Source organism: Streptomyces sp. CC208A (assembly GCF_030010625.1).
GTDB lineage: Bacteria > Actinomycetota > Actinomycetes > Streptomycetales > Streptomycetaceae > Streptomyces.
Genome location: NZ_JASCXN010000029.1, coordinates 17435 through 44051, shown reverse-complemented (window position 1 = coordinate 44051; position 26617 = coordinate 17435). Strand labels below are relative to the sequence as shown.

Annotated in this window: 24 protein-coding genes and 1 pseudogene; 15 read left to right on the top strand and 10 right to left on the bottom strand. The window is 72.3% G+C overall.

The genetic code is table 11. The features are described from left to right. The first annotated feature begins 6 nt into the window (after positions 1–6). From QK442_RS26965 to QK442_RS26920, 10 genes are all read left to right on the top strand, one after another. Positions 7–984, top strand: a complete 978-nt coding sequence (locus QK442_RS26965) for a DUF2520 domain-containing protein (RefSeq protein WP_282696733.1) — start codon at positions 7–9, stop codon at positions 982–984. After that, positions 981–2051, top strand: coding sequence for a pantoate--beta-alanine ligase (gene panC / locus QK442_RS26960; protein ID WP_282696673.1), 1071 nt, complete (start codon positions 981–983; stop codon positions 2049–2051). Before QK442_RS26965 ends, panC begins: the two co-directional genes overlap by 4 nt. After that, positions 2048–3748 (top strand): L-aspartate oxidase, encoded by a 1701-nt coding sequence (locus tag QK442_RS26955; RefSeq protein ID WP_282696672.1) that lies wholly within the window; start codon positions 2048–2050, stop codon positions 3746–3748. Before panC ends, QK442_RS26955 begins: the two co-directional genes overlap by 4 nt. Beyond that, positions 3745–4770, top strand: a complete 1026-nt coding sequence (gene nadC, locus QK442_RS26950; RefSeq protein WP_282696671.1) for a carboxylating nicotinate-nucleotide diphosphorylase — start codon at positions 3745–3747, stop codon at positions 4768–4770. The genes QK442_RS26955 and nadC overlap by 4 nt, the downstream gene beginning before the upstream one ends. Further along, a complete protein-coding gene (locus tag QK442_RS26945) occupies positions 4770–5576 on the top strand; it encodes a type III pantothenate kinase (protein WP_282696670.1) in 807 nt (268 codons plus the stop codon). Before nadC ends, QK442_RS26945 begins: the two co-directional genes overlap by 1 nt. A 187-nt stretch (positions 5577–5763) precedes the next feature. Further along, positions 5764–6339, top strand: coding sequence for a hypothetical protein (locus QK442_RS26940; RefSeq protein ID WP_282696732.1), 576 nt, complete (start codon positions 5764–5766; stop codon positions 6337–6339). 14 nt (positions 6340–6353) lie between these two features. Next, the gene (locus tag QK442_RS26935; protein WP_282696669.1) at positions 6354–6530 is read left to right on the top strand and encodes a hypothetical protein; all 177 of its coding nucleotides are present in this window, start codon (positions 6354–6356) and stop codon (positions 6528–6530) included. Between the two features lie 124 nt (positions 6531–6654). Beyond that, positions 6655–7068: a BlaI/MecI/CopY family transcriptional regulator gene (locus tag QK442_RS26930; protein WP_282696668.1), complete on the top strand. Its 414-nt coding sequence runs from the start codon at positions 6655–6657 to the stop codon at positions 7066–7068. A gap of 15 nt (positions 7069–7083) precedes the next feature. Then, positions 7084–7593 (top strand): amino-acid N-acetyltransferase, encoded by a 510-nt coding sequence (locus QK442_RS26925; RefSeq protein ID WP_282696667.1) that lies wholly within the window; start codon positions 7084–7086, stop codon positions 7591–7593. Positions 7594–7749: 156 nt separating this feature from the next. Next, complete coding sequence (locus QK442_RS26920) at positions 7750–8085, top strand: Lsr2 family protein (RefSeq protein ID WP_282696666.1); 336 nt, start codon at positions 7750–7752, stop codon at positions 8083–8085. Here the strand turns inward: QK442_RS26920 and QK442_RS26915 are convergent. Beyond that, the gene (locus QK442_RS26915; protein WP_282696665.1) at positions 8064–8657 is read right to left on the bottom strand and encodes an SCO3374 family protein; all 594 of its coding nucleotides are present in this window, start codon (positions 8655–8657) and stop codon (positions 8064–8066) included. The two genes, QK442_RS26920 and QK442_RS26915, sit on opposite strands and share 22 nt — an antisense overlap. Before the next feature lie 473 nt (positions 8658–9130). Here QK442_RS26915 and QK442_RS26910 point away from each other — a divergent pair, with 473 nt between their 5' ends. Next, positions 9131–11650: an ATP-dependent Clp protease ATP-binding subunit gene (locus QK442_RS26910; RefSeq protein ID WP_282696664.1), complete on the top strand. Its 2520-nt coding sequence runs from the start codon at positions 9131–9133 to the stop codon at positions 11648–11650. Positions 11651–11723: 73 nt separating this feature from the next. Here QK442_RS26910 and QK442_RS26905 read toward each other — a convergent pair whose 3' ends face one another. Beyond that, on the bottom strand, positions 11724–14651 hold the full coding sequence (locus QK442_RS26905) for an NACHT domain-containing protein (RefSeq protein WP_282696663.1): 2928 nt from the start codon (positions 14649–14651) through the stop codon (positions 11724–11726). A 487-nt stretch (positions 14652–15138) separates the two neighbouring features. Here QK442_RS26905 and QK442_RS26900 point away from each other — a divergent pair, with 487 nt between their 5' ends. Further along, complete coding sequence (locus QK442_RS26900; protein WP_282696662.1) at positions 15139–15867, top strand: M23 family metallopeptidase; 729 nt, start codon at positions 15139–15141, stop codon at positions 15865–15867. 32 nt (positions 15868–15899) lie between these two features. Here QK442_RS26900 and QK442_RS26895 read toward each other — a convergent pair whose 3' ends face one another. After that, complete coding sequence (locus QK442_RS26895; protein WP_282696661.1) at positions 15900–16454, bottom strand: helix-turn-helix domain-containing protein; 555 nt, start codon at positions 16452–16454, stop codon at positions 15900–15902. 106 nt (positions 16455–16560) lie between these two features. Here QK442_RS26895 and QK442_RS26890 point away from each other — a divergent pair, with 106 nt between their 5' ends. After that, positions 16561–18165, top strand: a complete 1605-nt coding sequence (locus QK442_RS26890; RefSeq protein WP_282696660.1) for an MDR family MFS transporter — start codon at positions 16561–16563, stop codon at positions 18163–18165. A gap of 174 nt (positions 18166–18339) precedes the next feature. Further along, positions 18340–18489 (top strand): annotated as a pseudogene (locus QK442_RS26885) (VOC family protein); the annotation flags it as partial. 137 nt (positions 18490–18626) lie between these two features. On the opposite strand, the gene cseC reads toward QK442_RS26885, so the two are convergent. From cseC to QK442_RS26855, 6 genes are all read right to left on the bottom strand, one after another. Continuing rightward, on the bottom strand, positions 18627–19943 hold the full coding sequence (gene cseC / locus QK442_RS26880) for a two-component system sensor histidine kinase CseC (protein WP_282696659.1): 1317 nt from the start codon (positions 19941–19943) through the stop codon (positions 18627–18629). A gap of 3 nt (positions 19944–19946) precedes the next feature. After that, positions 19947–20657 carry a two-component system response regulator CseB gene (gene cseB / locus QK442_RS26875; RefSeq protein WP_282696658.1) on the bottom strand — a complete coding sequence of 237 codons (711 nt, stop codon included), beginning with the start codon at positions 20655–20657 and terminating at the stop codon, positions 19947–19949. A 70-nt stretch (positions 20658–20727) separates the two neighbouring features. Beyond that, positions 20728–21555: a hypothetical protein gene (locus QK442_RS26870; RefSeq protein ID WP_282696657.1), complete on the bottom strand. Its 828-nt coding sequence runs from the start codon at positions 21553–21555 to the stop codon at positions 20728–20730. Further along, entirely contained in the window at positions 21543–22139 is a 597-nt protein-coding gene (locus tag QK442_RS26865) for a SigE family RNA polymerase sigma factor (protein WP_282696656.1), read from the bottom strand. The genes QK442_RS26870 and QK442_RS26865 overlap by 13 nt, the downstream gene beginning before the upstream one ends. A gap of 304 nt (positions 22140–22443) precedes the next feature. Next, the gene (locus QK442_RS26860) at positions 22444–23451 is read right to left on the bottom strand and encodes an A/G-specific adenine glycosylase (protein ID WP_282696655.1); all 1008 of its coding nucleotides are present in this window, start codon (positions 23449–23451) and stop codon (positions 22444–22446) included. 33 nt (positions 23452–23484) lie between these two features. Further along, the gene (locus QK442_RS26855; RefSeq protein WP_282696654.1) at positions 23485–24162 is read right to left on the bottom strand and encodes a phosphatase PAP2 family protein; all 678 of its coding nucleotides are present in this window, start codon (positions 24160–24162) and stop codon (positions 23485–23487) included. 226 nt (positions 24163–24388) lie between these two features. Between QK442_RS26855 and QK442_RS26850 the strand changes: the two genes are divergently transcribed. Beyond that, entirely contained in the window at positions 24389–25312 is a 924-nt protein-coding gene (locus QK442_RS26850; RefSeq protein ID WP_282696653.1) for a hypothetical protein, read from the top strand. Between the two features lie 78 nt (positions 25313–25390). Here the strand turns inward: QK442_RS26850 and disA are convergent, their stop codons facing one another. Beyond that, positions 25391–26515, bottom strand: a complete 1125-nt coding sequence (gene disA / locus QK442_RS26845) for a DNA integrity scanning diadenylate cyclase DisA (RefSeq protein WP_282696652.1) — start codon at positions 26513–26515, stop codon at positions 25391–25393. Between the last annotated feature and the right edge of the window lie 102 nt (positions 26516–26617).

The window sequence follows — 26617 nt, the reverse complement described above, 5'->3', positions numbered from 1 at the left end:
CCCACCGTGAACGCACCAGCAGCGCCAGAGCCCAGGGCCGAGGACCGGCCCGCCCGGCTCACCGTCGGAGTCGTCGGCGCGGGCCGCGTCGGCCCCGCCCTCGCCGCCTCCCTCCAGCTCGCAGGGCACCGCCCCGTCGCCGTCTCCGCGGTCTCCGACGCCTCCCGGCGCCGGGCCGCCGAGCTGCTGCCGGGCGTGCCGGTGGTGGAGCCCGCGCGCGTGCTCGCCCTCGCCGACCTCGTGCTGCTCACCGTCCCGGACGACGCCCTGCCGGGCCTCGTCGAGGGACTCGCCGGGACCGGCGCCGTCCGGCCGGGACAGCTGATCGTCCACACCTCGGGGCGGTACGGGGCACGGGTCCTGGACCCGGCCCGCCGCGCGGGCGCGCTCCCGCTGGCCCTGCACCCGGCGATGACCTTCACCGGCACCGCCGTCGACGTGCAGCGGCTCGCCGGCTGCTCCTTCGGGGTGACCGCGCCCGAGGAGCTGCGGCTCGCCGCCGAGGCGCTGGTCATCGAGATGGGCGGGGAGCCCGAGTGGATCGCGGAGGAGGCCCGGCCGCTGTACCACGCGGCCCTCGCCCTCGGCGCGAACCACCTGGTCACCCTGGTGGCCCAGTCGATGGAGCTGCTCCGCACGGCCGGGGTCGCCGCTCCGGACCGGATGCTCGGCCCCCTCCTGGGCGCCGCCCTCGACAACGCGCTGCGGTCCGGCGACGCGGCCCTGACCGGCCCCGTCGCGCGCGGCGACGCCGGCACGGTCGCCGCCCACGTGGCCGAGCTCCGCAAGCACGCGCCCGGCACCGTCGCCGGCTATCTGGCGATGGCCCGCACCACCGCCGACCGGGCGCTCGCGCACGGCCTGCTCAAGCCGGAGCTGGCCCAGGACCTGCTGGGCGTTCTCGCCGCCGACCCGCCGGCGGGCGCGACCGGCACCACTGGTACCACCGGGCCCGCCGACGGGCCGCAAGGAGACGACCGATGAGCCTGTTCGACCGGAAGGGCCCCGCGCGCCACGAGCCCGCGGAGCTGATCTCCACGGCCGAGGAGCTGGAGGACACGCGGTCCCACTTCGGCGGCAAGTCGGGCGAGAACGCCGTCGTCATGACCATGGGCGCCCTCCACGAGGGTCACGCCACCCTGATCCGGGCCGCCCGCGAGCGGGTCGGCGCGAACGGCTTCGTCGTCGTCACCGTCTTCGTCAACCCGCTCCAGTTCGGCGCGGGCGAGGACCTCGACCGCTACCCGCGCACCCTCGACGCCGACCTGGAGCTGGCCTTCGCCGCTGGCGCCAGCGCCGTCTTCGCCCCCTCCGTCGACGAGGTCTACCCCGGCGGGCAGCCGCAGGTCCGGATCACCGCGGGCCCCATGGGCGAGCTCCTGGAGGGCGCCTCCCGGCCCGGGCACTTCGACGGCGTCCTCACCGTCGTCGCCAAGCTGCTCCACCTCACCGGGCCCGACCTGGCCTTCTTCGGGGAGAAGGACGCCCAGCAGCTGGCCGTCATCCGCCGCATGGTGACGGACCTGAACTTCCCGGTGGAGGTCGTCGGCGTCCCGACGGTCCGCGAGACCGACGGTCTCGCCCTGTCCAGCCGCAACCGCTACCTGTCGCCCCGCGAGCGGCGCACCGCGCTCGCCCTGTCCCGGGCCCTGTTCGCCGCCCGCGACCGGCTCGCCGCGCAGGAGGCGCTGCACGCGCGTGCCGTCGCCCTGCCCGGCGCCCAGGGGCGGGCCGAGACCCGCGCGGAGGCGCTGTCCCGGCTCGGCGAGGCGCGGGCCGCCGCCGACGCGCACGCGGTCGCGCAGGCCGCCGAGGGCGGCGGCGCCGGAGCCGTACGGGCGGCCGCCAGGGCGGTCCTGGACGAGGCCGCGAAGGCCGAGCCGCCGCTGGTCCTCGACTACCTGGCCCTGGTCGACCCGGCCGACTTCACCGAGGTCGAGGACGCCCACCAGGGGGAGGCGATCCTCGCGGTCGCCGCGCGCGTGGGCACCACCCGGCTGATCGACAACATCCCGCTGACCTTCGGAGCCACCCAGGGAGCCGCCTCGTGACCGGAATACGGCTGCACGCCCCCGAGCCGGGCTGGGCCATCGACGCGGACGTGGTCGTGGTCGGCTCCGGCGTCGCCGGGCTGACCGTCGCCCTGCGCTGCACCGCCGCCGGGCTCCGTACGGTCGTCGTCACCAAGGCCGACCTGGACGCCGGCTCCACCCGCTGGGCCCAGGGCGGCATCGCCGCCGCGCTCGGCGAGGGCGACACCCCCGGCCAGCACCTCGACGACACCCTCGTCGCCGGTGCCGGGCTCTGCGACGAGCCGGCCGTCCGCCTCCTCGTCACCGAGGGCCCGGACGCGGTCCGCCGCCTGATGGCCACCGGCGCCGACTTCGACCGCACCGACGACGGCGAGATCGCCCTCACGCGTGAGGGCGGCCACCACCGCCGCCGGATCGCCCACGCGGGTGGCGACGCCACCGGCGCCGAGATCTCCCGCGCCCTGGTCGAGGCGATCCGCGAGCGGGGGGTGCGCACCATCGAGCACGCCCTCGTCCTCGACCTCCTCAAGGACGGAGAGGGCCGTACGGCCGGTGTCACCCTGCACGTCATGGGCGAGGGACAGCACGACGGCGTCGGCGCCGTCCGCGCCCCCGCCGTGGTGCTCGCCACCGGAGGCATGGGGCAGGTCTTCTCCGCCACCACCAACCCGGCCGTCTCCACCGGCGACGGCGTCGCCCTGGCGCTGCGCGCCGGGGCCGAGGTCTCCGACCTGGAGTTCGTGCAGTTCCACCCGACGGTGCTGTTCCTCGGCGCCGGCGCGGAGGGCCAGCAGCCGCTGGTCTCCGAGGCGGTACGCGGCGAGGGCGCCCACCTGGTGGACGCGGACGGCGTCCGCTTCATGGTCGGGCAGCACGAGCTGGCCGAGCTGGCGCCCCGGGACGTCGTCGCCAAGGCGATCACCCGCCGCATGCGGGAGCAGGGCGCCGAGCACATGTACCTGGACGCCCGGCACTTCGGCGCCGAGATGTGGGAGCACCGCTTCCCGACGATCCTGGCCGCCTGCCGGGCGCACGGCATCGACCCGGTCACCGCCCCGATCCCGGTCGCCCCGGCCGCGCACTACGCCTCCGGCGGCGTCCGCACCGACCTGCGCGGCCGCACCACCGTCCCCGGCCTGTACGCGTGCGGCGAGGTCGCCTGCACCGGTGTGCACGGCGCCAACCGGCTCGCCTCGAACTCGCTCCTGGAGGGCCTGGTCTTCGCCGAGCGGATCGCCGCGGACCTCGCGGAGCACGGCCCGCACCGCGAGGGCGCGCCGCGGACGGACGCCGAGCCGACGGTCCTCGCGCTGCTCGCGCCCGAGGTCCGCCGCGAGATCCAGCGGATCATGACCCGGTACGCGGGCGTGCTGCGCTCCTCCGCGAGCCTGACGGCCGCGGCCGACGCCCTGGAGGCGCTCCGGGAGGGCGCCGAGGAGGAGCGCAAGGCCGCCGAGCCGGGCGTGGAGGCCTGGGAGACCACCAATCTGCTGTGCGTGGCCCGGGTCCTGGCCGCGGCCGCCCTGGCGCGCGAGGAGACCCGGGGCTGCCACTGGCGCGAGGACCGCCCGGACCGGGACGACGAGCGGTGGCGCCGCCACCTGGTCGTCCGCCTCACGCCCGACCGCAGGCCGGTGGTGCGCACCACCGAGACCGCGGACTTTCCGCCCGTAACCCCCGCAACCCCCGAAGCCCCCAGGGAGCCGCAGCCGTGAGCACGCCCGAGGAAGCCCGTCCCGAGCCCGTGGACGTCCCTCTCATCCAGATCACCTCCTCCGAGGAGGAGGAGGAGTCCGCAGGCGGCTGCGGCGACGGCTGCGGCTGCGGCGACGCCGAGGAGTACGAGTGCGGGCTCGACCCCGCGCTCGCCCAGCTGCTCGCCGACGCCGGCCTCGACCCCGTACAGGTCGAGGACATCGCCCACCTGGCGATCGCCGAGGACCTCGACGGCGGGGTGGACGTGACGACCGTGGCGACCGTCCCCGAGGACGCCGTCGCGACCGCCGACTTCGTGGCCCGGGAGGCCGGTGTGGTCGCCGGTCTGCGGATCGCGGAGGCGGTCCTGTCGATCGTCTGCACCGAGGAGTTCGAGGTCGAGCGGCACCGCGAGGACGGCGAGCGCGTCGAGCCCGGCGACCTGCTGCTCAGCGTCACCGCCCGGACCCGCGACCTGCTCACCGGTGAGCGCAGCGCGCTGAACCTCCTGTGCCGACTCTCCGGCATCGCCACCGCCACGCGCGCGTGGGCGGACGCCCTGGAGGGCACGAAGGCCAAGGTCCGCGACACCCGCAAGACGACGCCGGGCCTGCGGGCCCTGGAGAAGTACGCGGTCCGCTGCGGCGGTGGCGTCAACCACCGGATGTCGCTGGCGGACGCCGCCCTGGTGAAGGACAACCACGTGGTGGCGGCCGGCGGGGTCGCCGAGGCGTTCCAGGCCGTCCGGGAGGCCTTCCCGGAGGTGCCGATCGAGGTCGAGGTCGACACCATGCACCAGGTCCGCGAGGTCCTGGACGCGGGCGCCGACCTGATCCTGCTGGACAACTTCACCCCGGACGAGACCGAGGAGGCCGTGGCCCTGGTCGACGGCCGCGCCATCCTGGAGTCCTCCGGCCGGCTGACCCTGGAGAACGCGGCGGCGTACGCGGCGACCGGCGTGGACTACCTGGCGGTCGGCGGCCTCACGCACTCCTCCCCGATCCTCGACATCGGCCTGGACCTGCGCGAGGTGCGCGGCTGATGCTGCTCACCATCAACGTCGGCAACACGTACACGGTTCTCGGGCTCTTCGACGGCGAGGAGATCGTCGAGCACTGGCGGATCTCCACGGATCCCAGCAGGACCGCCGACGAGATGGCGGTCCTGCTCCAGGGCCTGATGGGCACGCACCCCCTGCTCGGCGCCGAGCTGAGCGACGGCATCGAGGGGATCTCGATCTGCGCGGCGGTCCCCTCGATGCTCCACGAGCTGCGCGAGGTGACCCGCCGCTACTACGGGGACGTGCCGTCGGTCCTCGTGGGCCCCGGGGTGAAGACGGGCGTGCCGATCCTCACGGACAACCCGAAGGAGGTCGGCGCGGACCGCGTGGTCAACGCGGTGGCGGCGGTGGAGCTCTACGGCGGCCCCGCGATCGTGGTCGACTTCGGCACGGCGACGACGTACGAGGCGGTCACCGCGCGCGGCGAGTACGCGGGCGGCGCGATCGCCCCGGGCATAGAGATCTCGGTCGAGGCGCTCGGCGTGAAGGGCGCGATGCTCCGCAAGGTCGAGCTGGTCCGGCCGCGCAGCGTGATCGGGAAGAACACGGTGGAGGCGATGCAGTCCGGCGTCGTCTTCGGCTACGCGGGCCAGGTGGACGGGGTGGTCGCGCGGATGAGGCGCGAGCTGGTCGGCCCCGACGGCGACCCCTCGGACGTCACGGTGATCGCGACGGGCGGGCTCGCGCCGGTGGTCCTCGGGGACGTGAAGGAGATCGACGAGCACGAGCCCTGGCTGACCCTGATCGGCCTGCGTCTGGTGTACGAGCGGAACGCCTCCCGTATGTGACCGTTCGCGATCGTTCGCGACCGCGTATGACCACTCATGGTCGTGCGCTGTCCGCGATCTTTTCGGGGCGGGAATCCGCAGGTGAGGGGGTGTTCCGGGCCGACGCGCCGGATGATCGCTAAGCGAAAATTGTCCGATTAGCGCGTATCGTCGGCCCATGCCCACGCCATACGGAACCCGCGGCGGCATGGCGTTCAGCGCGGTCGAACTGCGTGTGCTCCGCCGTGCCCTCGCCAACGCCCTCCACCCCGCCCCCCTCCCGGATGAGGACGTCCGCGACGCCCTCCGTCTGGCCGATTCCGTGGACGAGGCCGTGCGCGAGGCCGCCCGGCTGCGCGCCTTCCTCCTCGACGACCTGGCCCGCTACCGCGCGGCCCTCCCCGGCTCGCTCGGCGGCTACCTGGAACTCCTGGAGGGCGCCCTGGCCGACGGGTACGACCCCGGGGCCGACGACCTCGCCGCCCTGCGCGCCCTGCGCGGCAACCCCGCCGCCGCCCGGCTGCTCGCCCGCTGCCAGGTCCTCGCCGAGCGTTCCGTACGCGCCCGCCTCGCGCGGGTCTCCCCGGCCGGTACGGGCACCCCGGCCGCCGCCTCCCGGGCCCGACTGCTCGCCCTGCCCGGCGGCCGCGCCGGCCAGGAGCCCCGGCCCAAGCCGTCCACCCCCGCCCCGACCGAACGCCCGGTGCCCAAGCCCTCCGAGGTCTTCCCGCCGCGCCGCCGCCCCGTACCTCCGCCCCCGCCCGAGGAACGGGCCGCGGGCTAGCTACTCTGGTCGGCATGGACTACGTATCCGCGCTTTTGCCCCCCGTCGTGATGGCCGCGTTCTTCATCGGTCTCATCGTCGTGATCGTCAAGAGTCAGGGCGGCCCCAACAAGGCCAAGGAGGACGCGGTGGTCGACGCCGCGCTCGCCCGCGCGGAGGCCGCCCGCCAGGCGGACGGCTCCTCCTCGTAGCAGCCGCGCTCGTAGCATCCGCAGGACCCCGAAGGGCGTGCGACCGTCACGGTCGTACGCCCTTTTTGTCAAGTTATCGCCCTCAATATCCCTAATCTCCCTCTTCTCCCACTAGGGTGGGCCCGTGCCCCGCCCCTTGGGAGAACTCGAAGACGCCGTCATGACGCGCGTCTGGCAATGGAACCGCCCGGTGACCGTCCGGGAAGTCCTGGAAGACCTCCAGCAGGAACGCTCCATCGCCTACACCACCGTCATGACCGTCCTCGACAATCTCCACCAGAAGGGCTGGGTGCGCAGGGAAGTCGAAGGCCGCGCCTATCGATATACGGCGGTCTCCACCCGCGCCGCCTACTCGGCGGCACTGATGAACGAAGCCTGGGCACAGAGCGACAACCCCGCGGCCGCCCTGGTCGCCTTCTTCGGGATGATGTCCCCGGAACAGCGCGAGTCCCTGAACGACGCCATCCGGATCGTCCAGCACGACAGCCCGCTCCCCCCCGACCCGGAGGAGGGCGGAGAGGAACCGGCGGCCTCCTAGCGGTACCGTCCCCCCATGTCGAAAGCCGTCACCGTACGCCGTGCCCGCACCTCCGACGTCGCCGCCGTCCGGCGACTGGTCGACCCCTACGCGCGCCGCGGCATCCTCCTCGACAAGGCCACGGTGACCCTTTACGAGGACATCCAGGAGTTCTGGGTCGCGGAACGCGACACGGACGCCGAGGTCGTCGGAGTCGGCGCCCTGCACGTCATGTGGGAAGACCTCGCGGAAGTCCGCACCCTCGCCGTCGATCCCGAGTTCAAGGGCGCCGGCGTCGGCCACCAGCTGCTCGCCAAGTTGTTGGAGACCGCCCGCTGGCTCGGCGTGCGCCGGGTTTTCTGTCTCACCTTCGAAGTGGACTTCTTCGCGAAGCACGGCTTCGTCGAGATCGGCGAGACCCCGGTCGACGGAGATGTCTACAGCGAGCTCCTCCGCTCCTATGACGAGGGCGTCGCCGAGTTCCTCGGTCTCGAACGAGTGAAGCCGAACACCCTGGGCAACAGCCGCATGCTTCTCCACCTCTGAGCGGAAGCCCCGGGGGGGAAGCCGCACGGAACCCTATGTCCGAATCGCGCACGTTTCCCGCGTTGCCGGGGTTCCGAACCTCTCCCAGGGGTTTGTGTTTTTCCGGGAAAAGCGGTTTCCTTTCCGCGTACTGCATTTTCGATGAAAGGAAATCCGGTGGCACAGAAGGTTCAGGTCCTTCTTGTCGACGACCTCGACGGTGTCGAGGCGGACGAGACCGTGACGTTCGCTCTGGACGGCAAGACCTACGAGATCGACCTCACCACCGCCAACGCGGAAAAGCTCCGTGGCCTGCTCGAGCCGTACACCACGAACGGGCGTCGTACCGGCGGCCGTGCCGCCACGGGCCGCGGAAAGGGCCGGGCCGCCGCCGCGGGCAGCCCGGACACGGCGAAGATCCGCGCCTGGGCCAAGGAGAACGGCATGGAGGTCAACGACCGCGGCCGCGTCCCCGCGCACGTGAAGGCGGCCTACGAGGACGCGAACCGCTGAGGCGTCCCCCGCTGAGCCGCCGGTCCTCCGGCACGGGCGCTCAGCAGTCGCAGCCGATGGCACTCCACCGCGGCCGCGGCCACCAGGCGCGTCAGACACGGGGCCCCCGCACGGCCCCACGGCCCGGACCGCGGAGCCGGCAGCGAGGACTCCACCTCGCGGCCCGGCTCGGGGGCCCGCAGCCACATGGCGGCGCCCGGCGCGCCGGAACCGCCCCGCCCCGGCGGTGGGGGAGCGGTCATCCGGCCGCCGGCGCCCAGCACCGCGAGATCCAGTGAGATCCCGCCCCATTCCAGCCACTCCAGCAGACCCGGCAGCTCCTCCGCGCTCCCCGCGGCCACCAGGAGCCGCATACGGCGCCCCATCAGGGCCACCGGCCCCGTCGCCGCGCCCACCCGGCGCAGCACCCCCCGGCCGGCCGCCGCGGGCAGCTCCAGGACGTCGAAGCGGAGCCCCGTCACCAGCTGCACCGGCGGCCCCGGCACCGTCGCCCAGCCGAGCTCCCGCTCGTACCAGAGCACGGACTCCCCGCCGCCGAGCGGCGACCGGGGAAACGGGACGGTGAAGGCCATGCCCGGGGAACTCCCGCGGAGCCGAGGAGGTTACGGCCCCGGGCGCGACCGGTGACGTAACGTTCCGGTCCGGGGACCCGAGGTGTCCGGTAATGGGGTGTACGAGTGCATTCGACGCCGGGATGTTGTTCGCTGGTAGCGGAGGGACCCCGGGTGCGCCGCATGGAGTGTCGGACCCTACGGGTAAGACATTCCTAGTGGAGAGGGGTGACTCGCCGGACCGAGCCGTCTCACGTTCGCCATCGGCGTACTCAAGGCGGGGGTAACTACTTGGCCTGCGGGAACATCGTCTCGCACCATCGAGTTGGAGCATTTGTCGGCTGTTCGGCAGCGGACCACCCCACCGACAAGGGGGTGATCCGGACGGATGTCGGCAGTTGGAATGAGCGGTCCCCGCTTGCGGGACTAAGCTGCGGAAGGACAGGGAGGGGATCGACCCCTAACTGACTGACCGCTCTGAGGAGCGATTAACGATGTTCGAGAGGTTCACCGACCGCGCGCGGCGGGTTGTCGTCCTGGCTCAGGAAGAAGCCCGGATGCTCAACCACAACTACATCGGCACCGAGCACATCCTTCTGGGCCTTATCCACGAGGGTGAGGGTGTCGCCGCTAAGGCCCTGGAGAGCCTCGGGATTTCGCTCGAGGCGGTCCGCCAGCAGGTGGAGGAGATCATCGGCCAGGGCCAGCAGGCCCCGTCCGGCCACATCCCCTTCACCCCTCGTGCCAAGAAGGTCCTGGAGCTGTCGCTCCGCGAGGCCCTCCAGCTCGGCCACAACTACATCGGCACGGAGCACATCCTGCTCGGCCTGATCCGCGAGGGCGAGGGCGTCGCCGCCCAGGTCCTCGTGAAGCTGGGCGCCGATCTCAACCGGGTGCGGCAGCAGGTCATCCAGCTGCTCTCCGGCTACCAGGGCAAGGAAGCCGCCACCGCCGGCGGCCCCGCCGAGGGCACCCCCTCGACGTCCCTCGTCCTCGACCAGTTCGGCCGCAACCTCACCCAGGCGGCCCGCGAGTCCAAGCTCGACCCGGTCATCGGGCGCGAGAAGGAGATCGAGCGGGTCATGCAGGTGCTGTCCCGCCGCACCAAGAACAACCCGGTCCTCATCGGCGAGCCCGGCGTCGGCAAGACCGCCGTCGTCGAGGGCCTGGCGCAGGCCATCGTCAAGGGCGAGGTGCCCGAGACCCTCAAGGACAAGCACCTCTACACCCTGGACCTCGGCGCGCTGGTCGCCGGCTCCCGCTACCGCGGTGACTTCGAGGAGCGCCTGAAGAAGGTCCTCAAGGAGATCCGCACCCGCGGCGACATCATCCTGTTCATCGACGAGCTCCACACCCTGGTGGGTGCGGGCGCCGCCGAGGGCGCGATCGACGCCGCCAGCATCCTCAAGCCGATGCTGGCCCGCGGTGAGCTCCAGACCATCGGCGCCACCACGCTCGACGAGTACCGCAAGTACCTGGAGAAGGACGCCGCCCTGGAGCGCCGCTTCCAGCCCATCCAGGTCGCCGAGCCGTCGCTGCCGCACACCATCGAGATCCTCAAGGGCCTGCGCGACCGGTACGAGGCGCACCACCGCGTCTCCATCACCGACGAGGCCCTCGTCCAGGCCGCGACCCTGGCCGACCGGTACATCTCGGACCGCTTCCTCCCGGACAAGGCGATCGACCTGATCGACGAGGCCGGCTCCCGGATGCGCATCCGCCGGATGACCGCGCCGCCGGACCTCCGCGAGTTCGACGAGAAGATCGCCGGCGTCCGCCGCGACAAGGAGTCCGCGATCGACTCGCAGGACTTCGAGAAGGCCGCGTCCCTGCGCGACAAGGAGAAGCAGCTCCTCGCCGCGAAGGCCAAGCGGGAGAAGGAGTGGAAGGCCGGCGACATGGACGTCGTCGCCGAGGTCGACGGCGAGCTGATCGCCGAGGTCCTCGCGACCGCCACCGGCATCCCGGTCTTCAAGCTGACCGAGGAGGAGTCCTCGCGTCTGCTCCGCATGGAGGACGAGCTCCACAAGCGCGTCATCGGCCAGAAGGACGCCGTCATCGGCCTCTCGCGGGCGATCCGCCGCACGCGCGCCGGCCTGAAGGACCCGAAGCGTCCCGGCGGCTCGTTCATCTTCGCCGGCCCGTCCGGTGTCGGTAAGACCGAGCTGTCCAAGGCGCTCGCCGAATTCCTCTTCGGCGACGAGGACGCGATGATCTCCCTCGACATGTCGGAGTTCAGCGAGAAGCACACGGTCTCCCGTCTCTTCGGTTCGCCGCCCGGATACGTCGGCTACGAAGAGGGCGGCCAGCTCACCGAGAAGGTGCGCCGCAAGCCGTTCTCCGTCGTCCTCTTCGACGAGGTCGAGAAGGCCCACCCCGATATCTTCAATTCCCTGCTCCAGATCCTGGAGGACGGTCGCCTGACCGACTCCCAGGGCCGGGTCGTGGACTTCAAGAACACGGTCATCATCATGACGACCAACCTCGGGACCAGGGACATCTCGAAGGGCTTCAACCTGGGCTTCGCGGCCCAGGGCGACACGAAGTCCAACTACGAGCGGATGAAGGCGAAGGTCAGCGAGGAGCTGAAGCAGCACTTCCGCCCCGAGTTCCTCAACCGTGTGGACGACATCATCGTCTTCCCGCAGCTGACCCAGGACGACATCCTCCAGATCGTCGACCTCATGATCAGCCGCGTGGACGAGCGCCTGAAGGACCGGGACATGGGCATCGAGCTCTCCCAGTCCGCGAAGGAGCTCCTGGCGAAGAAGGGCTACGACCCCGTCATGGGCGCCCGGCCGCTGCGCCGGACGATCCAGCGCGAGATCGAGGACAGCCTCTCGGAGAAGATCCTCTTCGGCGAGCTGCGCCCCGGCCACATCGTGGTCGTGGACACGGAGGGCGAAGGCGAGGAGCGCAAGTTCACCTTCCGCGGCGAGGAGAAGTCGGCCCTGCCGGACGCGCCTCCGGTCGCGGCGGGCGAGACGGGACCGAACCTGTCGAAGGACGCGTGACGCACGCGCTGAGCGTGTAGCGGTCAAAGGGGCGGCCCCGGAACCAGCACGGTTCCGGGGCCGCCCCTTTTCGTCATACCACCGGGGTGACCTGGACGTGTGGCGGCAGGTGCTCGGCTCCTTCGAGGGGCGGGCGGAGCGCGGTGACGAACCGCAGGCAGGGAAAGATGCGAGCCAGGGGGGCTGTGGGGGTGATGGAGTGGAGGTAAAGGTGTGTGACCGACGGCAGCGTGACGTCATCGGGGCAGGAGACGGCGAGGGAGGTGTCGAGGTACAGGGATTCCAGGTGGGGCAGTTCCGTCAGCGCTCGCCAGCCCTCCTCATTCCTGGGATCCGACCACGGTGAGAGATGCCGCAGCTCCGGGAACCGGGCGAGGCCCGCGAGACCGTCGCTGGGGGAAGACTGGAGGTACAGCTCCCTCACAGGCGCCGTCGGCAGGTCGGTGAGCCTCCATGGCACCTGAGCGGGCAGCATGAGCGAGAGTTCTTCGAGGTTCTCCTGCGAGCTCAGAGCAGCCGGGAAGACACTTCCGGGCGCACGGGTGAGGGCCAATGTCTTGAGGTCACAACGAGTGAGCAGCGCGGCCACTCGGCCGTCTGAGACTTCTTCATAGATCTCCAGGCGCTCGGGTGCGAGCCCGAGGCGGAGGAGTTCGTCCGCCTGGCCGTCGTCGCTGACGATGTAGCGCAGCTCCGCCGGGTCCAGACGGGCTATGACCGCCTCCGCGTACGGCCGGGTCTCGAAGCGCTGCCACGCCCAGACGAGCTGGGCCCGTACGTCCAGCTTCGGGTGATCGGCGAAACGCGCCAGATAGGGGACGGCTGCGTCCACCGTGACGTGACTCGCCGCGATCACCACCATCTCCGCCGCTTCGCCGCTCAGTCCCTCAGGGCCCGGCAGCAGGTCCAGAACCATGCGCCCCACCCCCGCCAGCTCCCTCGCCTCGTCCGGCGTACGGGGCGGGATGACCTCCCCCGTACGCCGCACGATCTCCTCCCGGACCTCCGCGGAGACCTCCGTCGCGTGGTCCAGGGCCGTCGCAGCCAGGAGGACCAGGCGCAGCCGCGTACGGCGGTCGGCGGCGGCGTCCGCCGCCTTCAGCAGCTCCCGCAGGATCTCCGCCGCCTCGCGGGGGCGGGCGTGGCCGACGGCCATGCGGATGACGTCCTCCCAGCGGTCGTCCGTCGCGTGGCGGACGAGGACGCCGATGTCCCAGTGGTCTACCAGGGCCTTGGCCGCCAGGTAGTCCTGGAAGGTGCGGTGGACGAAGTCGACGGTGTCGGCGGTGGGCTCACGGAGGAGGCCGCTGCGGTGGAGGAGGTGGGTGAAGACCTGGTCTGGTGGGGCATCACGGAGGCCCATCGCCGGGAGGGCCTCCGTGACCAGGGACTCCGCGTGGGCGCGGTCCATGACGAAGCGGTCGTTGAGCGTGAGCCAGTACGCCAGGCGCTGGACCAGCTGGATCTGGGGGGCCTCGTCGAGGGCGACGCCGTAGGGGGCGCCCATGCCGCGTTCGCGGTCGCGGCGGGAGAGCAGCATCGCGAGAGCGGCCTCGTACAGCGGCTTGCGGCCCCGGGGGAGGTAGCCGCGGCGGTCGCGGTGGAGGGCGCAGATCAGGCCGCACATGAGGGGGTTCGTCGCCAGTTGGGCCACGTGTTCCGTCGTACGGAGGGAGTCCAGGAGCTGCTGTTCGTACGGTGCCGCCGACGGGCCCGCCGCGCGGTGCCAGCGGCGTACGAAGGTGGCGACTTCGGCGGGGGACATGGGGGAGAGGGTCAGCTCGGTGAAGCCGTCGCGGGCCAGCCAGTCGTCGCGTACGGCGGTGGGGCGGGAGGTCACGAGCCAGCGGTTGCCGCCGTCGTACGCGGCGAGCAGCCCGCGCAGCCAGTCGCGGGCCCGGCCGCGCTCGGCCTCGGGGATCTCGTCGATGCCGTCGACGAGGACCAGGCCCCGGCCGGCGGCGAGGACGCGGTCGGCCCAGCCGTCGGGCGGGGTGAGGGGGCAGCCCGCGGCGGAGAGGAAGCGTCCGGCGTCGGGGAGGCGTTCGCCGTGGCGGGTGAGGGTGCGCAGGGGGAGGACGAAGGGGATGCGGCCGTAGAGGTACGCCGTCCCGTCGTCGCCGCCCTCCCCGGCGTTCGCCGCGCACGCCGCGACCGTCAGCCACTGGACGAGGGTCGTCTTGCCGGAGCCCGCCTGGCCCCGGAGCAGGATCCGGTCGTGGGCGGCGGGGGCGAGGTCGGCGCGGAGGGACACGTACTCCTGGTGGTCGGGGCGGTGGCCGCGGGGCTCGCCGGTCGCCTCCAGGGACAGGTAGGCCACGTCGAGCGGCCAGTCCTCCTCCGTGTCGTGCAGGTCGATGCCGTAGATCGTCAGGTGGCCGTGCTTCTTCGCCAGGTGCGCCAGGTAGCGGCGCTCGAAGGCGGCGTCCTCGGCGAGCGGGCCCGGGTTCGCCGCCGCCACCGCGTCGAGCTTCGCGGCAAGCCCGGCCTGGGCCCGGGTCTGCTCCACGAGGGTGCGGGCGACGAAGGAGGGGCGCTGGGCGAAGAACTCCAGGATGTGGCGGCAGGCCCCCTCGGTGGCCGTCTCCAGGTAGAGGACCGCGTCCGCGGAGAGGCCGTCGGGGGCGGGGGCGGCTTCGCGCAGGCGCCGGGCGAGGTCGCGGTGGCCGAGGTGGACGGCCTGGACGTCGTCCATGTCGAGGTCGCCGAGGGCCAGCAGGTTCGCGGCGAGGGCATCGGTGACGGCCTCGGTCTCGTCGGTGGGGAACGGCCGCTCGCCGGGGCCCTCGCAGGTCCGGGCCACCAGCGTCGCCGCCAGCTTCCGCACGTCCTTCTCGGTGAGGGTGCGCTTCTCGCCTCGGAAGGAGAGGAGCGAGGCGAGCCGTACGGGGCGGTCGGCGCCCGTGAGGCCGGCGCCGGGAGCGCCTTGGGCCAGCAGTCTCCTCAGCAGCGGGCCGATCGCCGCCGACGCGAGCCGGGTGCCGATGAGTGCCGGTTCCATACCTGTCCCCCCGTACGTCCCTGATGTACGTCCCCGATCGGTCAGCGTAGTGCGGGACGGCCTTTCGGCGGCTCCGGTTGCGTGACCCAGGTCGCAATGGCAGGCCCCGCGTGGTGACAAGGCGCACAGGGGTTTCGAGGGGTACTAGAGGTGGTCGTAGTACCGATGTCGGATGAATCTGGACGTTTAGGGGTCAACCACCGGGACCTTGGTCCCGACCGGGTCGAATCGGGCGTCGCGCTGCCTTTCCGGCCTTTTCCGGCCCCATCGGCAGGCGACTCAACCTGAAAACTTGAGCCCTTATGTCCGATTTCGCAGGTGGGCTCCCGGGAGGACGAGGGGTGTGTTCCGGCGGAGATCGCTACGACCTTCTGTCGTAGATGGGGTGTTTTGGGATGGCCTGGGTGGCGGGTTACCAAGGAACAGCCAGCCCGGCGCAACGCACCGATCGCGTCGGGTCCCGTTCTGTCCGGAGGTCTTCCCCCGTATGTCGAAGCGCGTCATGAACCCCGCCGTCCGAGTCACCGCCGTCGCCCTCGCCACCGCGGGTCTGGGAGCGTCGCTGGTGGCCGGAGCCGGGTCCGCCTTCGCCGCCGAGAGCAAGGCCGTCCCGGTCACCGGCACCGCGGCCGCCGTCATGGCCCAGGCCGAGACCCAGGCCAAGGTCGCCGCCCAGGTCAAGGCCGCCGCCCAGGCGCAGGCCGCCAAGGCTCAGGCCGCGAAGGCCGCGAAGGCCGCTCAGGTGAAGGCCGCGGCCAAGAAGGCCGCCGCCAAGCCGGTCGCCGCGAAGAAGGCCAAGGGCTGGGTCAAGCCGGTCACCTCGTACACCCTCACCGCCAGCTACAACCAGGGCGGCGCCATGTGGGCCCACAAGCACTCCGGCCAGGACTTCGCCGTCCCGGTCGGCACCCCGGTCAAGGCCGCCGGCGCCGGCACCGTCGTGAAGGCCGGCCCGAACGGCGGCGGCGACGGTCCCGCGTACGGCAACGCCATCGTCGTGAAGCACGCCAACGGCACGTACTCGCAGTACGCCCACCTGTCGAAGATCAAGGTGTACGTCGGCCAGAAGGTCGCCGCCGGTCAGCAGATCGCCCTCTCGGGCAACACCGGCAACTCCTCCGGCCCGCACCTGCACTTCGAGATCCGTACGACCCCGAACTACGGCTCCGCGGTCAACCCGGCCGCCTTCCTGCGGACCCACGGCGTCTCCATCTGACGCTGAGCGTGTCCGGCCGAGGCCGGCGGGTGTCAGGCCCGCCGGGCCTGTTCGATCAGATCGAGGGCGACCTCGAGGACGGCTTCCTGCTTTTCCTCGGGGTCGCCCTCGACGTTCTGCATGAAGAAGGTCCCGGCGTGCAGCGCGAAGATCGCGCTCACGGCGCGGACCTTGTTCTTCATCGGGTCGTCCGGCTCCTGGATGAACTCGTTGAGCGCCATGAAGCGCTCCTTGAAGGTCAGGCCGATGCTCAGGTCGCGCACGGTCGCCTGGTTCTCGTGCATGAAGCGGAACAGCGGGGCCGCGGCGAGCAGCGCCCGGTGGTAGCGGCGCAGGATCTCCTGCTTGGTCTCCAGGGTGCGCGGCTGCTCGGCCGCCCAGGCCACCAGCTCGTCGATCGGCCGGGCCAGGTCCTGGAAGATCCCGATGATGATGTCTTCCTTGGTCTTGAAGTGGTAGTAGAGCGCCGCCTTCGTGACGTCGAGGCGTTCGGCGATCTCGCGCAGCGAGGTCTTCTCGTAGCCCTGCTCGGCGAAGAGTTCGAGGGCCACGTCCTGGATGCGCTGCCGGGTGTTGCCTCGGGCCATGGCTGTTCACTCCCACTTTCCACAAAACTTACTTGACGACCGGCAAGTGACACCCCTACCGTCCCCAGTGTAGTAACTAGCCGGTCGGCAAGTAAGGGGACGGCTCGTGACGGACGCCGCGTCATCGACCACGCGACAGGCCCAGGGGGAGCCGGAGGCGCCGCGCAGCGTGCGGGTGGTCCTCCTCGCCCTCATGATCGCGATGCTCCTCGCGATGCTGGACAACATGATCATCGGCACCGCGATGCCGACGATCGTCGGCGAGCTCGGCGGCCTGGAGCACCTCTCCTGGGTCGTCACCGCCTACACCCTGGCCACCGCCGCCTCCACCCCCGTCTGGGGCAAGCTCGGCGACATGTACGGCCGCAAGGGCGTCTTCCTCCTCTCGATCGTGATCTTCCTGATCGGTTCGGCGCTCAGCGGCATGGCCCAGGACATGGGCCAGCTCATCGGCTTCCGGACCGTCCAGGGCCTCGGCGCCGGCGGCCTCATGGTCGGCGTGATGGCGATCATCGGCGACCTGATCCCGCCCCGGGAGCGGGGCAAGTACCAGGGCATGATGGCCGGCGTGATGGCCCTCGCCATGATCGGCGGCCCGCTGGTCGGCGGCACCATCACCGACCACTGGGGCTGGCGCTGGTCCTTCTACATCAACCTGCCGCTGGGCGCCGTCGCCCTCGCCATGATCACCACCGTCCTCCACCTGCCGAAGAAGCGGCGGGCGGTCGGCACCCGGATCGACTTCCTCGGCGCCGGGCTGCTGACCGTCGGTATCACCGCGATCGTCCTCGTCACCACCTGGGGCGGCACCGAGTACGCCTGGGGCTCGGCCACCGTCGTCGGCCTCGCGGTCGGCGGCGCGGCCGCCCTCGCCGCCTTCCTGTACGTGGAGACCCGCGCGAGCGACCCGATCGTGCCGCTGCGCATCTTCCGCAGCCGCAACTTCACCCTGATGTCCCTGATCGGCTTCATCACCGGCTTCGTGATGTTCGGCGCGGTCCTCTACCTGCCGATCTTCCAGCAGTCGGTGCAGGGCGCCTCGGCCACCAACTCCGGGCTGCTGCTCCTGCCGATGCTGCTCTCGATGATGGTCGTCTCGCTGGTCGTCGGCCGCGTCACCACCAGCACCGGCCGGTACAAGGCCTTCCCCGTCGCGGGCGGCGCGCTGATGACCGCCGGCCTGTTCCTGCTCTCCACGATGGACACCGGCACCTCCCGCCTGGTCTCCGGCCTCTGGATGGCCCTCCTCGGCGCCGGCATGGGCTTCCTGATGCAGATCACCATGCTCGTCGCGCAGAACAGCGTCGAGATGAAGGACATGGGCGTGGCCTCCAGCTCCACCACCCTCTTCCGGACCCTCGGCTCCTCCTTCGGCGTCGCCGTCATGGGCGCGCTCTTCACCGGCCGGGTCCAGGACGAGATGGCCGCCCGCGGCGGCTCCGCCCTCACCGAGCGGACCGCCCAGCTCGACGCGGCGAGCCTGGCCAAGCTGCCGGAGGCGCTGCGCGAGGCCTACCAGCACGCGGTCGCGGCGGGCACCCACTCCGCCTTCCTCGTCGGCGCGGCGGTCGCGGTCCTCGGCTTCGTCCTCGCCTTCTTCGTCAAGGAGGTGGCGCTGCGAGGCGCCGGCCCGGCGCCGGAGAAGCAGGTCGGGGAGAAGCAGGCCGACGCCGACGCCGACGGCACGGCGAAGGTCGCCGAGACGGTCTGACCGGTCCTGGTCCTGGCCCGGTGCCCGGTCCTGGTCCGGGCCCGACGGCCCCTGCCGCCCCCTCCCCGGGGACGGCAGGGGCCGTTGTCGGTGCCGCGTGCGACGCTTTCGTACGTGGAGACCAACAGCCCCGAGGGGGCGCGGCAGGCCCTGCTCCGACGGCTGCCGGGGGGCTACGAGGCCTTCCGGGCGAAGGGGGTGGAGTTCGTCCAGGAGCCGCAGGAGCGGCCGTACGGCATCGAGGCGATCTTCCGCGACGACAACGGCAACTGGTACTCGCTGACCCAGCGCAACGAGGAGCTGGACTTCTCCAAGGAGTTCGGAAACCCCGGGCGAAGTGACCGGCGACGGCCGGCCGGGCCGGTGGCTGTGGGCCGGCAGGCCCGGTGGGCGCGGTGGCTCTGGTGGCTACCGGTCGGCCCGGCCCCTCCGGGGGTCGACGCCGCTCCGGTGGCCGTCGGTCAGTTCGGCGGTCGCAGGATCGGGAAGCTTCCCGTGTTCGTCGGGGCGTGGTCCGGGAGCCACAGCACCGCCACCGCGCCGCCGACTCCCTCCGGGGCGGTCTCCGAGGCCACGTTGCGGAAGGTCAGGCGGGCGCCGAGGACCCGCGCCTGGCCGGCCGCGATCGTCAGGCCCAGGCCGTGGCCCTGGCCCGCGCGGTCGCTCGTGCCCGTACGGAAGCGGCTCGGGCCCTCGCGGAGGAGCGCCTCCGGGAAGCCGGGGCCGTGGTCCCGTACGCGTACCACGCGGCCCTCGACGGTGACTTCCACCGGGCCCTTGCCGTGCTTGGCCGCGTTGGCCAGCAGGTTGCCGAGGATCCGCTCCAGGCGGCGCGGATCGGTCGACACCCACGACTCGTGCACGACCCGGACCTCCACCTCCGGGGCCACCGACCGCACCCGCCGCTCCACGAACTCGCCGAGCGCGATCTCCTGGAGCTCGGCCCGCTCCGAGGCCCCGTCGAGCCGGGCCACCTCAAGCACGTCCTCGACCAGCGTCCGCATCGCCTGCGCCCGGTCCCTCACCAGCTCGCTCGGGCGGCCGGGTGGCAGCAGCTCGGCCGCCGTGAGCAGCCCGGTCACCGGGGTGCGCAGCTCGTGCGCGATGTCCGCGGTGACCCGCCGCTCGGCCTCGACCCGTTCGTTGAGCGCGTCGGTGAGCGCGTCGATCGCCCACGCCAGGTCGTCGGTCTCGTCCCGTACGACCCCGCCCACGGCGTCCCGGACCCGGACGTCCCCGTTGCCCTGGGCGACCCGCCCGGCCGCCGCCGCGGCCTTCCGCAGCCGCCGGGAGAGCTGTCCGCCGACGAGGATGCCGAGCGCGGCCCCGCCGAACACCACCGAGACCGAGCCGATGACCAGCGCCCGGTCGAGGTCCTTCATGATCGTGGCGCTGCGGTCGGCGAAGGGGATGTGGAGGGAGAGCACGTCGCCGTTGGCCAGCGGCACCGCCGCCCACACGTCCGGCGGCCCGCCGTGCGGGTGCTCCTGCACGTACGTGCCCCGCCGCTGGGCGCGCATCAGCCGGTCGAGCTGGTCCGGCAGCGCCGGGTCGTTGAGCTTCGCGCCGAAACGCGGCTCCTTCGGCTTCGAGGTCTCGTACAGGCGCTGGGCGAAGAGCAGACGCTCCATCTGCACCTCGCGCGCGTTGTCCAGCATCGAGATGCGCGCGGCGTTGTGCACGACCACGCTGAGCGTGACCGCGATCAGCGCGCCGACCCCCGCGATGGCCAGGGCGATCTTCCAGCGGACGCCGGTGCGGAGCGGAAGCGCTCTCACCGATCAGCCCCTGAGCTTGTAGCCGAAGCCGCGGACCGTCTCGATCCGGTCCTGGCCGATCTTGGCCCGCAGTCGCTGCACGTGCACGTCGACGACCCGGGTGTCGCCGCCCCAGCCGTAGTCCCAGACCCGCTCCAGGAGCTTGTCGCGGGAGAGCACGGTGTTCGGCGCGGAGGAGAACTCCAGGAGCAGCCGCATCTCGGTCGGCGTCAGCGCCACCGGCTCGCCGTCCCGGCGCACCTCCATGCCCTCGGTGTCGACCTCCAGGTCCCCGTCGCCGAAGACCAGCAGGCCGCCGTCGGCGCCCGGCCCCTCCGCCTCGGCGCCCGCCCCGTTGCCGGCGGCGTGTCCGAAGCGGCGCAGCACGGCCCGGATGCGGGCCATCAGCACGGCGCCGTCGAAGGGCTTGGTCACGTAGTCGTCCGCCCCGGCCTCCAGGCCGAGGACGACGTCGATGGAGTCGGCGCGCGCCGACAGCATGATCACCGGCACGGTCGACTCGTCACGGATCCGGCGGCACAGGCTCACCCCGTCCATGCCCGGCAGCATCACGTCGAGCAGCGCGATGTCCGGCCGGTGGGCGCGGAAGGCGTCGAGGCCGGAGAGCCCGTCGGGCATCGCGGTGACACGGAAGCCGTCCCGCTCCAGGGCGAGCTGGGTGGCCTCACGGATGACGTCGTCGTCCTCGACGAACAGGACATGGGTCTCGGCCATCGTGCGGTCCTTCGGTGGTGGGTGCGGGGTGTGCGTGCGGGGGAGGAGGCGGCGGTGGGCGGCGGTGGGCTCAGCCGGCGTCGGACCGGCCCGGCACCGGCTGGGGCAGTCCGGCGGTCCCGTCGACCTCGCCGACGGCCCGGCTGTACTCGTTGTGCACCCAGTCGTGCTGGACGAACCGGCTCCCCGACCAGCGGTACGTGAGCACGTCCTCGCCCGACGGGTACGCGACCGGGTCGTTCTCCGCGTACACCTGCTTCGTCACGACCAGCTCGCCGCGGTCGATCGTGCCGAAGACGGCCGCGTCCTCGGCCATGAACACGTTCTCGTAGCCGTCGGCGGAGGCGCCCCCGCCGGACTGCTTGCGGTACACGTACGTACCGATGCCGACCGCGTCGCCGCAGGTCATCACATTGACGACCACGTCGGGCGCGGCGCCGTCGGTGAGGTTGCCGTACGAGGTGTCCACCGGGTACGCGTCGGCCGCGCAGGGCTTCAGATCGGCCTTCAGGCGGTCGCCGATCTTCGGATCGCCCTTGAGGAGCGCGATCGGATCCACCCACTCGACCGCCTTCTCCGAACCGGAGACCGCGGTGGACGGGGTGGGGGCGGCGGCCGTCGTCGAGTCGGCGCGCGCCGCGCCCTCGTCGCGCGAGCCCGTACCGCCCGTGGAACAGGCGGCCACGAACAGACCGAGGGCGGCGAGCCCGGCCACCGCCGTGACACCCGCCGCCGTGCTACCGGTTCCCCAGGGCGTCCCGCCCCGGCCACCGCCGGTCACGCCGTCCCCGCCGACGCCGTCCTTGGGCCAGGGGCCGCCGGTTCTGGCGTCTCCGGCGTCTCCGGCGTCTCCGGCGTCTCTGGCGTCGTCGACTTCGCCGTCGTCTAGGCCGCGCACCGCTGGTGCCCTCCCTCGTCACCTCGCACGGCCGCCGCAGCCGACCGCTGTCCACCGGTCCGCTCCCCGGGCCGCCCCAGGGCGAGGGCGTTCAGATCGCGGCTCTCCAGCTCCTGGCGGAGCCGGGCGAGCGCGCGGTGGAGCGTGGACTTCACCGTACCGGTCGACATGCCGAGCGCCGCAGCCGTCTCCTCCGTGCTCATCTGCTCCCAGTGCCGCAGCACCACGACGCTGCGCTGCTTGGGCGCCAGCACCTTCAGGATGTCCATGAGCAGGGCCCGGTCGGCGTGCTGCTCGGTCGCGTCCTCCACGCTCGCGTCCGGAAGCTGCTCGGTGGGCACCTCCTCCAGGCGGCGTGCCCGCCACCACTCCGTCCGCGTGTTGATCATGACCCGGCGCAGGTACGCGTCGGCCAGCGACTTGTCCGCGATCCCGTCCCACCGGCCGTACGTCCGGACCAGGGCCGTCTGCAGCAGGTCCTGCGCGTCGACCGGATCCGGGACGAGCCGGCGGGCGCTGCGCAGCAGCGCGTCCTGCCGTGTGCGTACGTACTCCTCGAAGTCGAGCACCTCGCCCTGGCTCATCCCAGCCGCCTCCGCATCCCCGTGACCTGCTTGTTCTCCGTGTCGACGACGACGCTACGGAGCGGTTGTCACGGGGTTGTGCGGGGCAGCCGTCGGTGGACGCACGGCTACCCATCGGTTGTGTAACAGCCGGGAGATCGGATCCAGGACATCGGATCCGGGATGTTGGATCCAGGACATCGGATCCAACGGACTGGATCCAGGCGATTGGATCCGATATCCCGGACATGGGATCCGGCCTCGGGATATCGGATGCCGGATATGGGATATCGGATCCAAGCGGCGGATATCGGATCCAATCGCCTCAGGTCAGCGGGAGCCGATACCGCCCGCCGTCCAGCGGTTCCACCAGGCCGTCCGAGACCAGGCCGTCGAGGGCCCGGCCGCGCTGGACGGGTTCGTCCCAGACGGCGTCGAGCGCGGACTGGGGGACGGGGCCGGGGGCGTCGCGGAGGACGGCGAGGAGCCGGCCGCGGACCTGCCGGTCGGTGCCGGCGTACGTCTGGCCGCGGCGCGGCGGGCCGTCGTGCGCGGGCTTGCCGGAGAGCAGCCAGTTGCACCGGTCGGCGATCGGACAGCGGGCGCAGTCCTCGTTCTTCGCCGTGCAGACCAGGGCGCCCAGCTCCATCGAGGCGGCGGCCCAGCGGGCCGCGGTGCCCTCGTCGTCGGGGAGCAGTGCGCGCGCGAGCCGCCGCTCGGCGGCGGTGGTGGCGTTCGGCGGGTACTGGACGCCGCTCGCCGCGCGGGCGAGGACCCGGCGCACGTTGGTGTCGAGGACCGCGTGGCGCTGCCCGTACGCGAAGGAGGCGACGGCCGCGGCGGTGTACTCGCCGATGCCGGGGAGGGCGAGGAGCTGCCCGTGGTCGCTCGGCACGTCACCCTGGTGCCGGTCCCTTATGGCCACGGCCGCCGCGTGCAGCCGCAGGGCCCGGCGCGGGTAGCCGAGCCGACCCCAGGCGCGGACGGCCTCGCCGGGCGGCTCGGCGGCCAGGTCGGCCGGGCGAGGCCAGCGTGCCAGCCACTGCTCGTACACCGGGAGCACCCGGACGACGGGCGTCTGCTGGAGCATGAACTCGCTGACCATGACGCCCCAGGCACCGGCCTCGGGGCGGCGCCAGGGCAGGTCACGGGCGTGCCGGTCGAACCAGGCGAGGACCGGCCCGTGCAGCTCGGCCGGGACGACGGACGAGCCCGTGACGGACGAGCCCGCCGCAGGGCCCGGGGCGACGGACGAGCCCGGGACGGAGCTCGCTGCGGACGGGGCCGTACCAGCGGGGACGGACAGGGAGGCGGGGGCATCGATGGAAGTCATGGCACCTCCGATCCTGGCACGTCCGGGGAGTGATCAGCGCGCGCCGTGACGCGCCCGCGAACGGCGCACGGGGCGCGCGGAGGTGTGTTCCGGGGTCGCGGGCCCCCTTCCCGCGCACCACACGACCGCCGCGCTCCGGCTGGAGCGGGCCGTCTCCACCAGCGCGCACACCGGCTTACGCCCGGCCCGGACCGCCACGAAGGCGACGAGGCCGCCGATCAGCAGGCCCGCGGTCACGTCGTGCGGGTAGTGGACGCCGACGAAGACGCGGGAGAAGGCCATGAGGATCGCCATGGGGACGGTCAGCCAGACGATCCCGCGCCAGGAGAGGGCGAGCGCGACGGCGGCGGCGCCGGCGATGGCCGAGTGGTTGCTGGGGAAGGACCAGTCGCCGTACACGGGGCAGTCGATGAGCGCGGCCGGCGCCCCCGCGACGGCCCGGCACGGACGTTCCTCGTCGATCAGCGACTTCAGGCCCTCGCTCACCACGTATCCGAAGGCGGTGGCGAGCGGGGCGAGGAGGGCGAGGGTCATCGCCTGGCTCGATCCGGTCCGTGAGCGCCACCAGCCGGCCAGGAACAGCGCCCCGAAGAGCAGCAGTCCGAGCTCTGTCCAGACTTCCGCGAGCCACTGGAACCAGTGCGGTGTGGTGTGTGCGAAGCCGAGGACGTCGAGGTAGAGACGGTCGGAGAGGTCGAGGAGGTTGTCCATGGTGCATGACGCTAACCGGAATCCGGACCGCCGTGCCCGGCGCCGGGGGACGACGAGCGCCTGACGAAAAGGGGAGAGAGATGCGGAGAGGGGTGATTTCCGGCCGCCGCAGGGGGAGTTCCCGCTCTCGCGGGAATGCGAGCGGGATGTGATCATCGGCAAAACTTGGCCTCTCGGGCGGCGGGTGGGGCGGGAGTTGGGCCGGATCTCTCGTAAGGTTCGGGGCGTGGGATCTTTGCGCAATCCGGTCGGGCCGCTTCCCTCCACCATCTACTGGCGACGGAGGGCGGTCGCGCTGTGCCTGATCGTGCTCCTCGCCCTGCTCACCGTGTGGGCTCTCACCTCCGGTGACGGCGGCGGGAAGAAGACGAACGACGCCGCCAACGGCTCGTCCCCCGCGCCCTCCATCACCCCCGGCCCCTCCGGAACCGGCGAGGCCATCAGCCAACAGCCGGGCGGCCGCGACGAGTCGGACGACTCCGGAGACTCCGATGACGGGGCCGCGGGCTCGGGCTCGGGCGGCACCTCCGGCTCCGGTTCCGGTTCCGGTACGGGCGGGGGCGCGGATTCCGGCGGCTCCGCCACGGCCGGTTCGGGTACGACCGGTTCCGGCACGGAGGGTTCCAGCACGGAGGGTTCCAGCACGGAGGGTTCCGGTACGGCGGGGAAGAACGGCGACACCGACGGCGCGGGCGGCGACGGGGGCGCGGGCAACGGCGCAGGACAGCGCGTCCCGGCCGACTCGCCGCTTCCGAACTGCCCCGCCGGATCGCTGGAGTTCACGCTGCGCAGCGCCAAGCTCGAGTACGAGCCCGGCGAGAAGCCCCGCTTCCACCTCGTGGCCGAGAACACCTCGGGCACCGACTGCAAGGCCGACCTCGGCCCCCGCAACGCGGTGCTGACGATCAGCGATCCGCAGACCGGCCGGCTGTGGGCCTCCGACGATTGTCCGAGCGCCGGCGACCCGGTGCTCCTGAAGATCCCCGCGCACACCACGATCACCCACACCGTGGAGTGGGACCGCAGGCGCAGCGCCCCGCGGTGCGCCACCGCCCCCGCGGGCGAGGCGGGCCCGGGCAACTACCTGGTGGAGGCGTCCGTGTCCGGAGGCAAGGTCGTCGCGGCGCCGTTCACCCTCGCCAAGGACTGACCCGAGGACTGCCCCAAGGACTGGCCCAAAGGCTGCCCCAAGGACTGACCCAAGGACCGATCCAGGGGCAAGGGCTGATCAGACGTACCGCTCCAGGATCGACGACTCCGCCAGGCGCGACAGGCCCTCGCGGACGCTGCGCGCCCTGGCCTCGCCGACGCCGTCCACGGTCTGGAGGTCGTCCACGCTCGCGGCGAGGAGCTTCTGCAGCCCGCCGAAGTGCTCCACCAGACGCTCGATGATCGCGCCAGGCAGCCGCGGCACCTTGGCGAGGAGCCGGTAACCGCGCGGGGAGACGGCCGAGTCGAGGGTCTCGGGCGAGCCGCTGTAGCCCAGGGCCCGCGCCACGACGGGCAGTTCGAGGAGCTCGGTGTGGGTCAGCGCGTCCAGCTCGGTCAGCGCCTCCGCGACCGTGCGGGAACGCTTCGCCGTCGGCTCCGGCACGTAGTCCCGGATCACCAGTTCGCGCTCCGGCTCCACGCCCGCGATCAGCTCGTCGAGCTGGAGCGAGAGGAGCCGGCCGTCGGTGCCGAGCTCGACCACGTACTCCGCGATCTCGGTGGCGATCCGGCGGACCATCTCCAGGCGCTGGGCGACGGCGGTGACGTCCCGGACGGTCACCAGGTCCTCGATCTCCAGGGCGGAGAGCGTGCCGGCCACCTCGTCGAGGCGGAGCTTGTACCGCTCCAGGGTCGCGAGCGCCTGGTTGGCCCGGGACAGGATGGCCGCCGACTCCTCCAGGACCCGCCGCTCGCCGTTCACGTACAGCGCGATCAGGCGCATCGACTGCGAGACGGAGACGACGGGGAAGTTGCACTGCTTGGAGACCCGGTCCGCGGTGCGGTGCCGGGTACCGGTCTCCTCGGTGGGGATGGAGGCGTCCGGGACCAGCTGCACGCCGGCCCGGTGGATCTTGGAGATGTCCTTGTCGAGGACGAGCGCCCCGTCGAGCTTGCACAGCTCGCGCAGGCGCGTGGCGGTGAACTCGACGTCGATCACGAAGCCGCCGGTGCACATCGAATCGACCGTCTTGTCCATGCCGAGGACGATCAGACCGCCGGTGTTGCCCCGGAGGATGCGCTCCAGGCCGTCGCGCAGGGCGGTGCCGGGCGCGACCGCGCTCAGGGCCGCGCGCATCAGCGCTTCGTTGCCGGAGCCCGCGCCGGACTTTCCAGGAGCTGCTGCCCCGTCCTTGGCTGCCACTGCACTCCTCCGGCTCGTACGGATGGGCGAGACCAGGGCAAAGTCTAACGACACCGCCCCGCCGCCCTGGGCCGCACGCCGGTTCCGGCTGCTCCGGACGGG

Excerpts from the sequence above, each read along its gene's own strand:
- panC (WP_282696673.1), top strand. The coding sequence starts at position 981 with ATGAGCCTGTTCGACCGGAAGGGCCCCGCGCGCCACGAGCCCGCGGAG.
- QK442_RS26945 (WP_282696670.1), top strand. The coding sequence starts at position 4,770 with ATGCTGCTCACCATCAACGTCGGCAACACGTACACGGTTCTCGGGCTC.
- QK442_RS26940 (WP_282696732.1), top strand. The coding sequence starts at position 5,764 with ATGGCGTTCAGCGCGGTCGAACTGCGTGTGCTCCGCCGTGCCCTCGCC.
- QK442_RS26935 (WP_282696669.1), top strand. The coding sequence starts at position 6,354 with ATGGACTACGTATCCGCGCTTTTGCCCCCCGTCGTGATGGCCGCGTTC.
- QK442_RS26925 (WP_282696667.1), top strand. The coding sequence starts at position 7,084 with ATGTCGAAAGCCGTCACCGTACGCCGTGCCCGCACCTCCGACGTCGCC.
- QK442_RS26915 (WP_282696665.1), bottom strand. The coding sequence starts at position 8,657 with ATGGCCTTCACCGTCCCGTTTCCCCGGTCGCCGCTCGGCGGCGGGGAG.
- QK442_RS26910 (WP_282696664.1), top strand. The coding sequence starts at position 9,131 with ATGTTCGAGAGGTTCACCGACCGCGCGCGGCGGGTTGTCGTCCTGGCT.
- QK442_RS26905 (WP_282696663.1), bottom strand. The coding sequence starts at position 14,651 with ATGGAACCGGCACTCATCGGCACCCGGCTCGCGTCGGCGGCGATCGGC.
- QK442_RS26900 (WP_282696662.1), top strand. The coding sequence starts at position 15,139 with ATGTCGAAGCGCGTCATGAACCCCGCCGTCCGAGTCACCGCCGTCGCC.
- QK442_RS26895 (WP_282696661.1), bottom strand. The coding sequence starts at position 16,454 with ATGGCCCGAGGCAACACCCGGCAGCGCATCCAGGACGTGGCCCTCGAA.
- cseB (WP_282696658.1), bottom strand. The coding sequence starts at position 20,657 with ATGGCCGAGACCCATGTCCTGTTCGTCGAGGACGACGACGTCATCCGT.
- QK442_RS26865 (WP_282696656.1), bottom strand. The coding sequence starts at position 22,139 with ATGAGCCAGGGCGAGGTGCTCGACTTCGAGGAGTACGTACGCACACGG.
- QK442_RS26860 (WP_282696655.1), bottom strand. The coding sequence starts at position 23,451 with ATGACTTCCATCGATGCCCCCGCCTCCCTGTCCGTCCCCGCTGGTACG.
- QK442_RS26855 (WP_282696654.1), bottom strand. The coding sequence starts at position 24,162 with ATGGACAACCTCCTCGACCTCTCCGACCGTCTCTACCTCGACGTCCTC.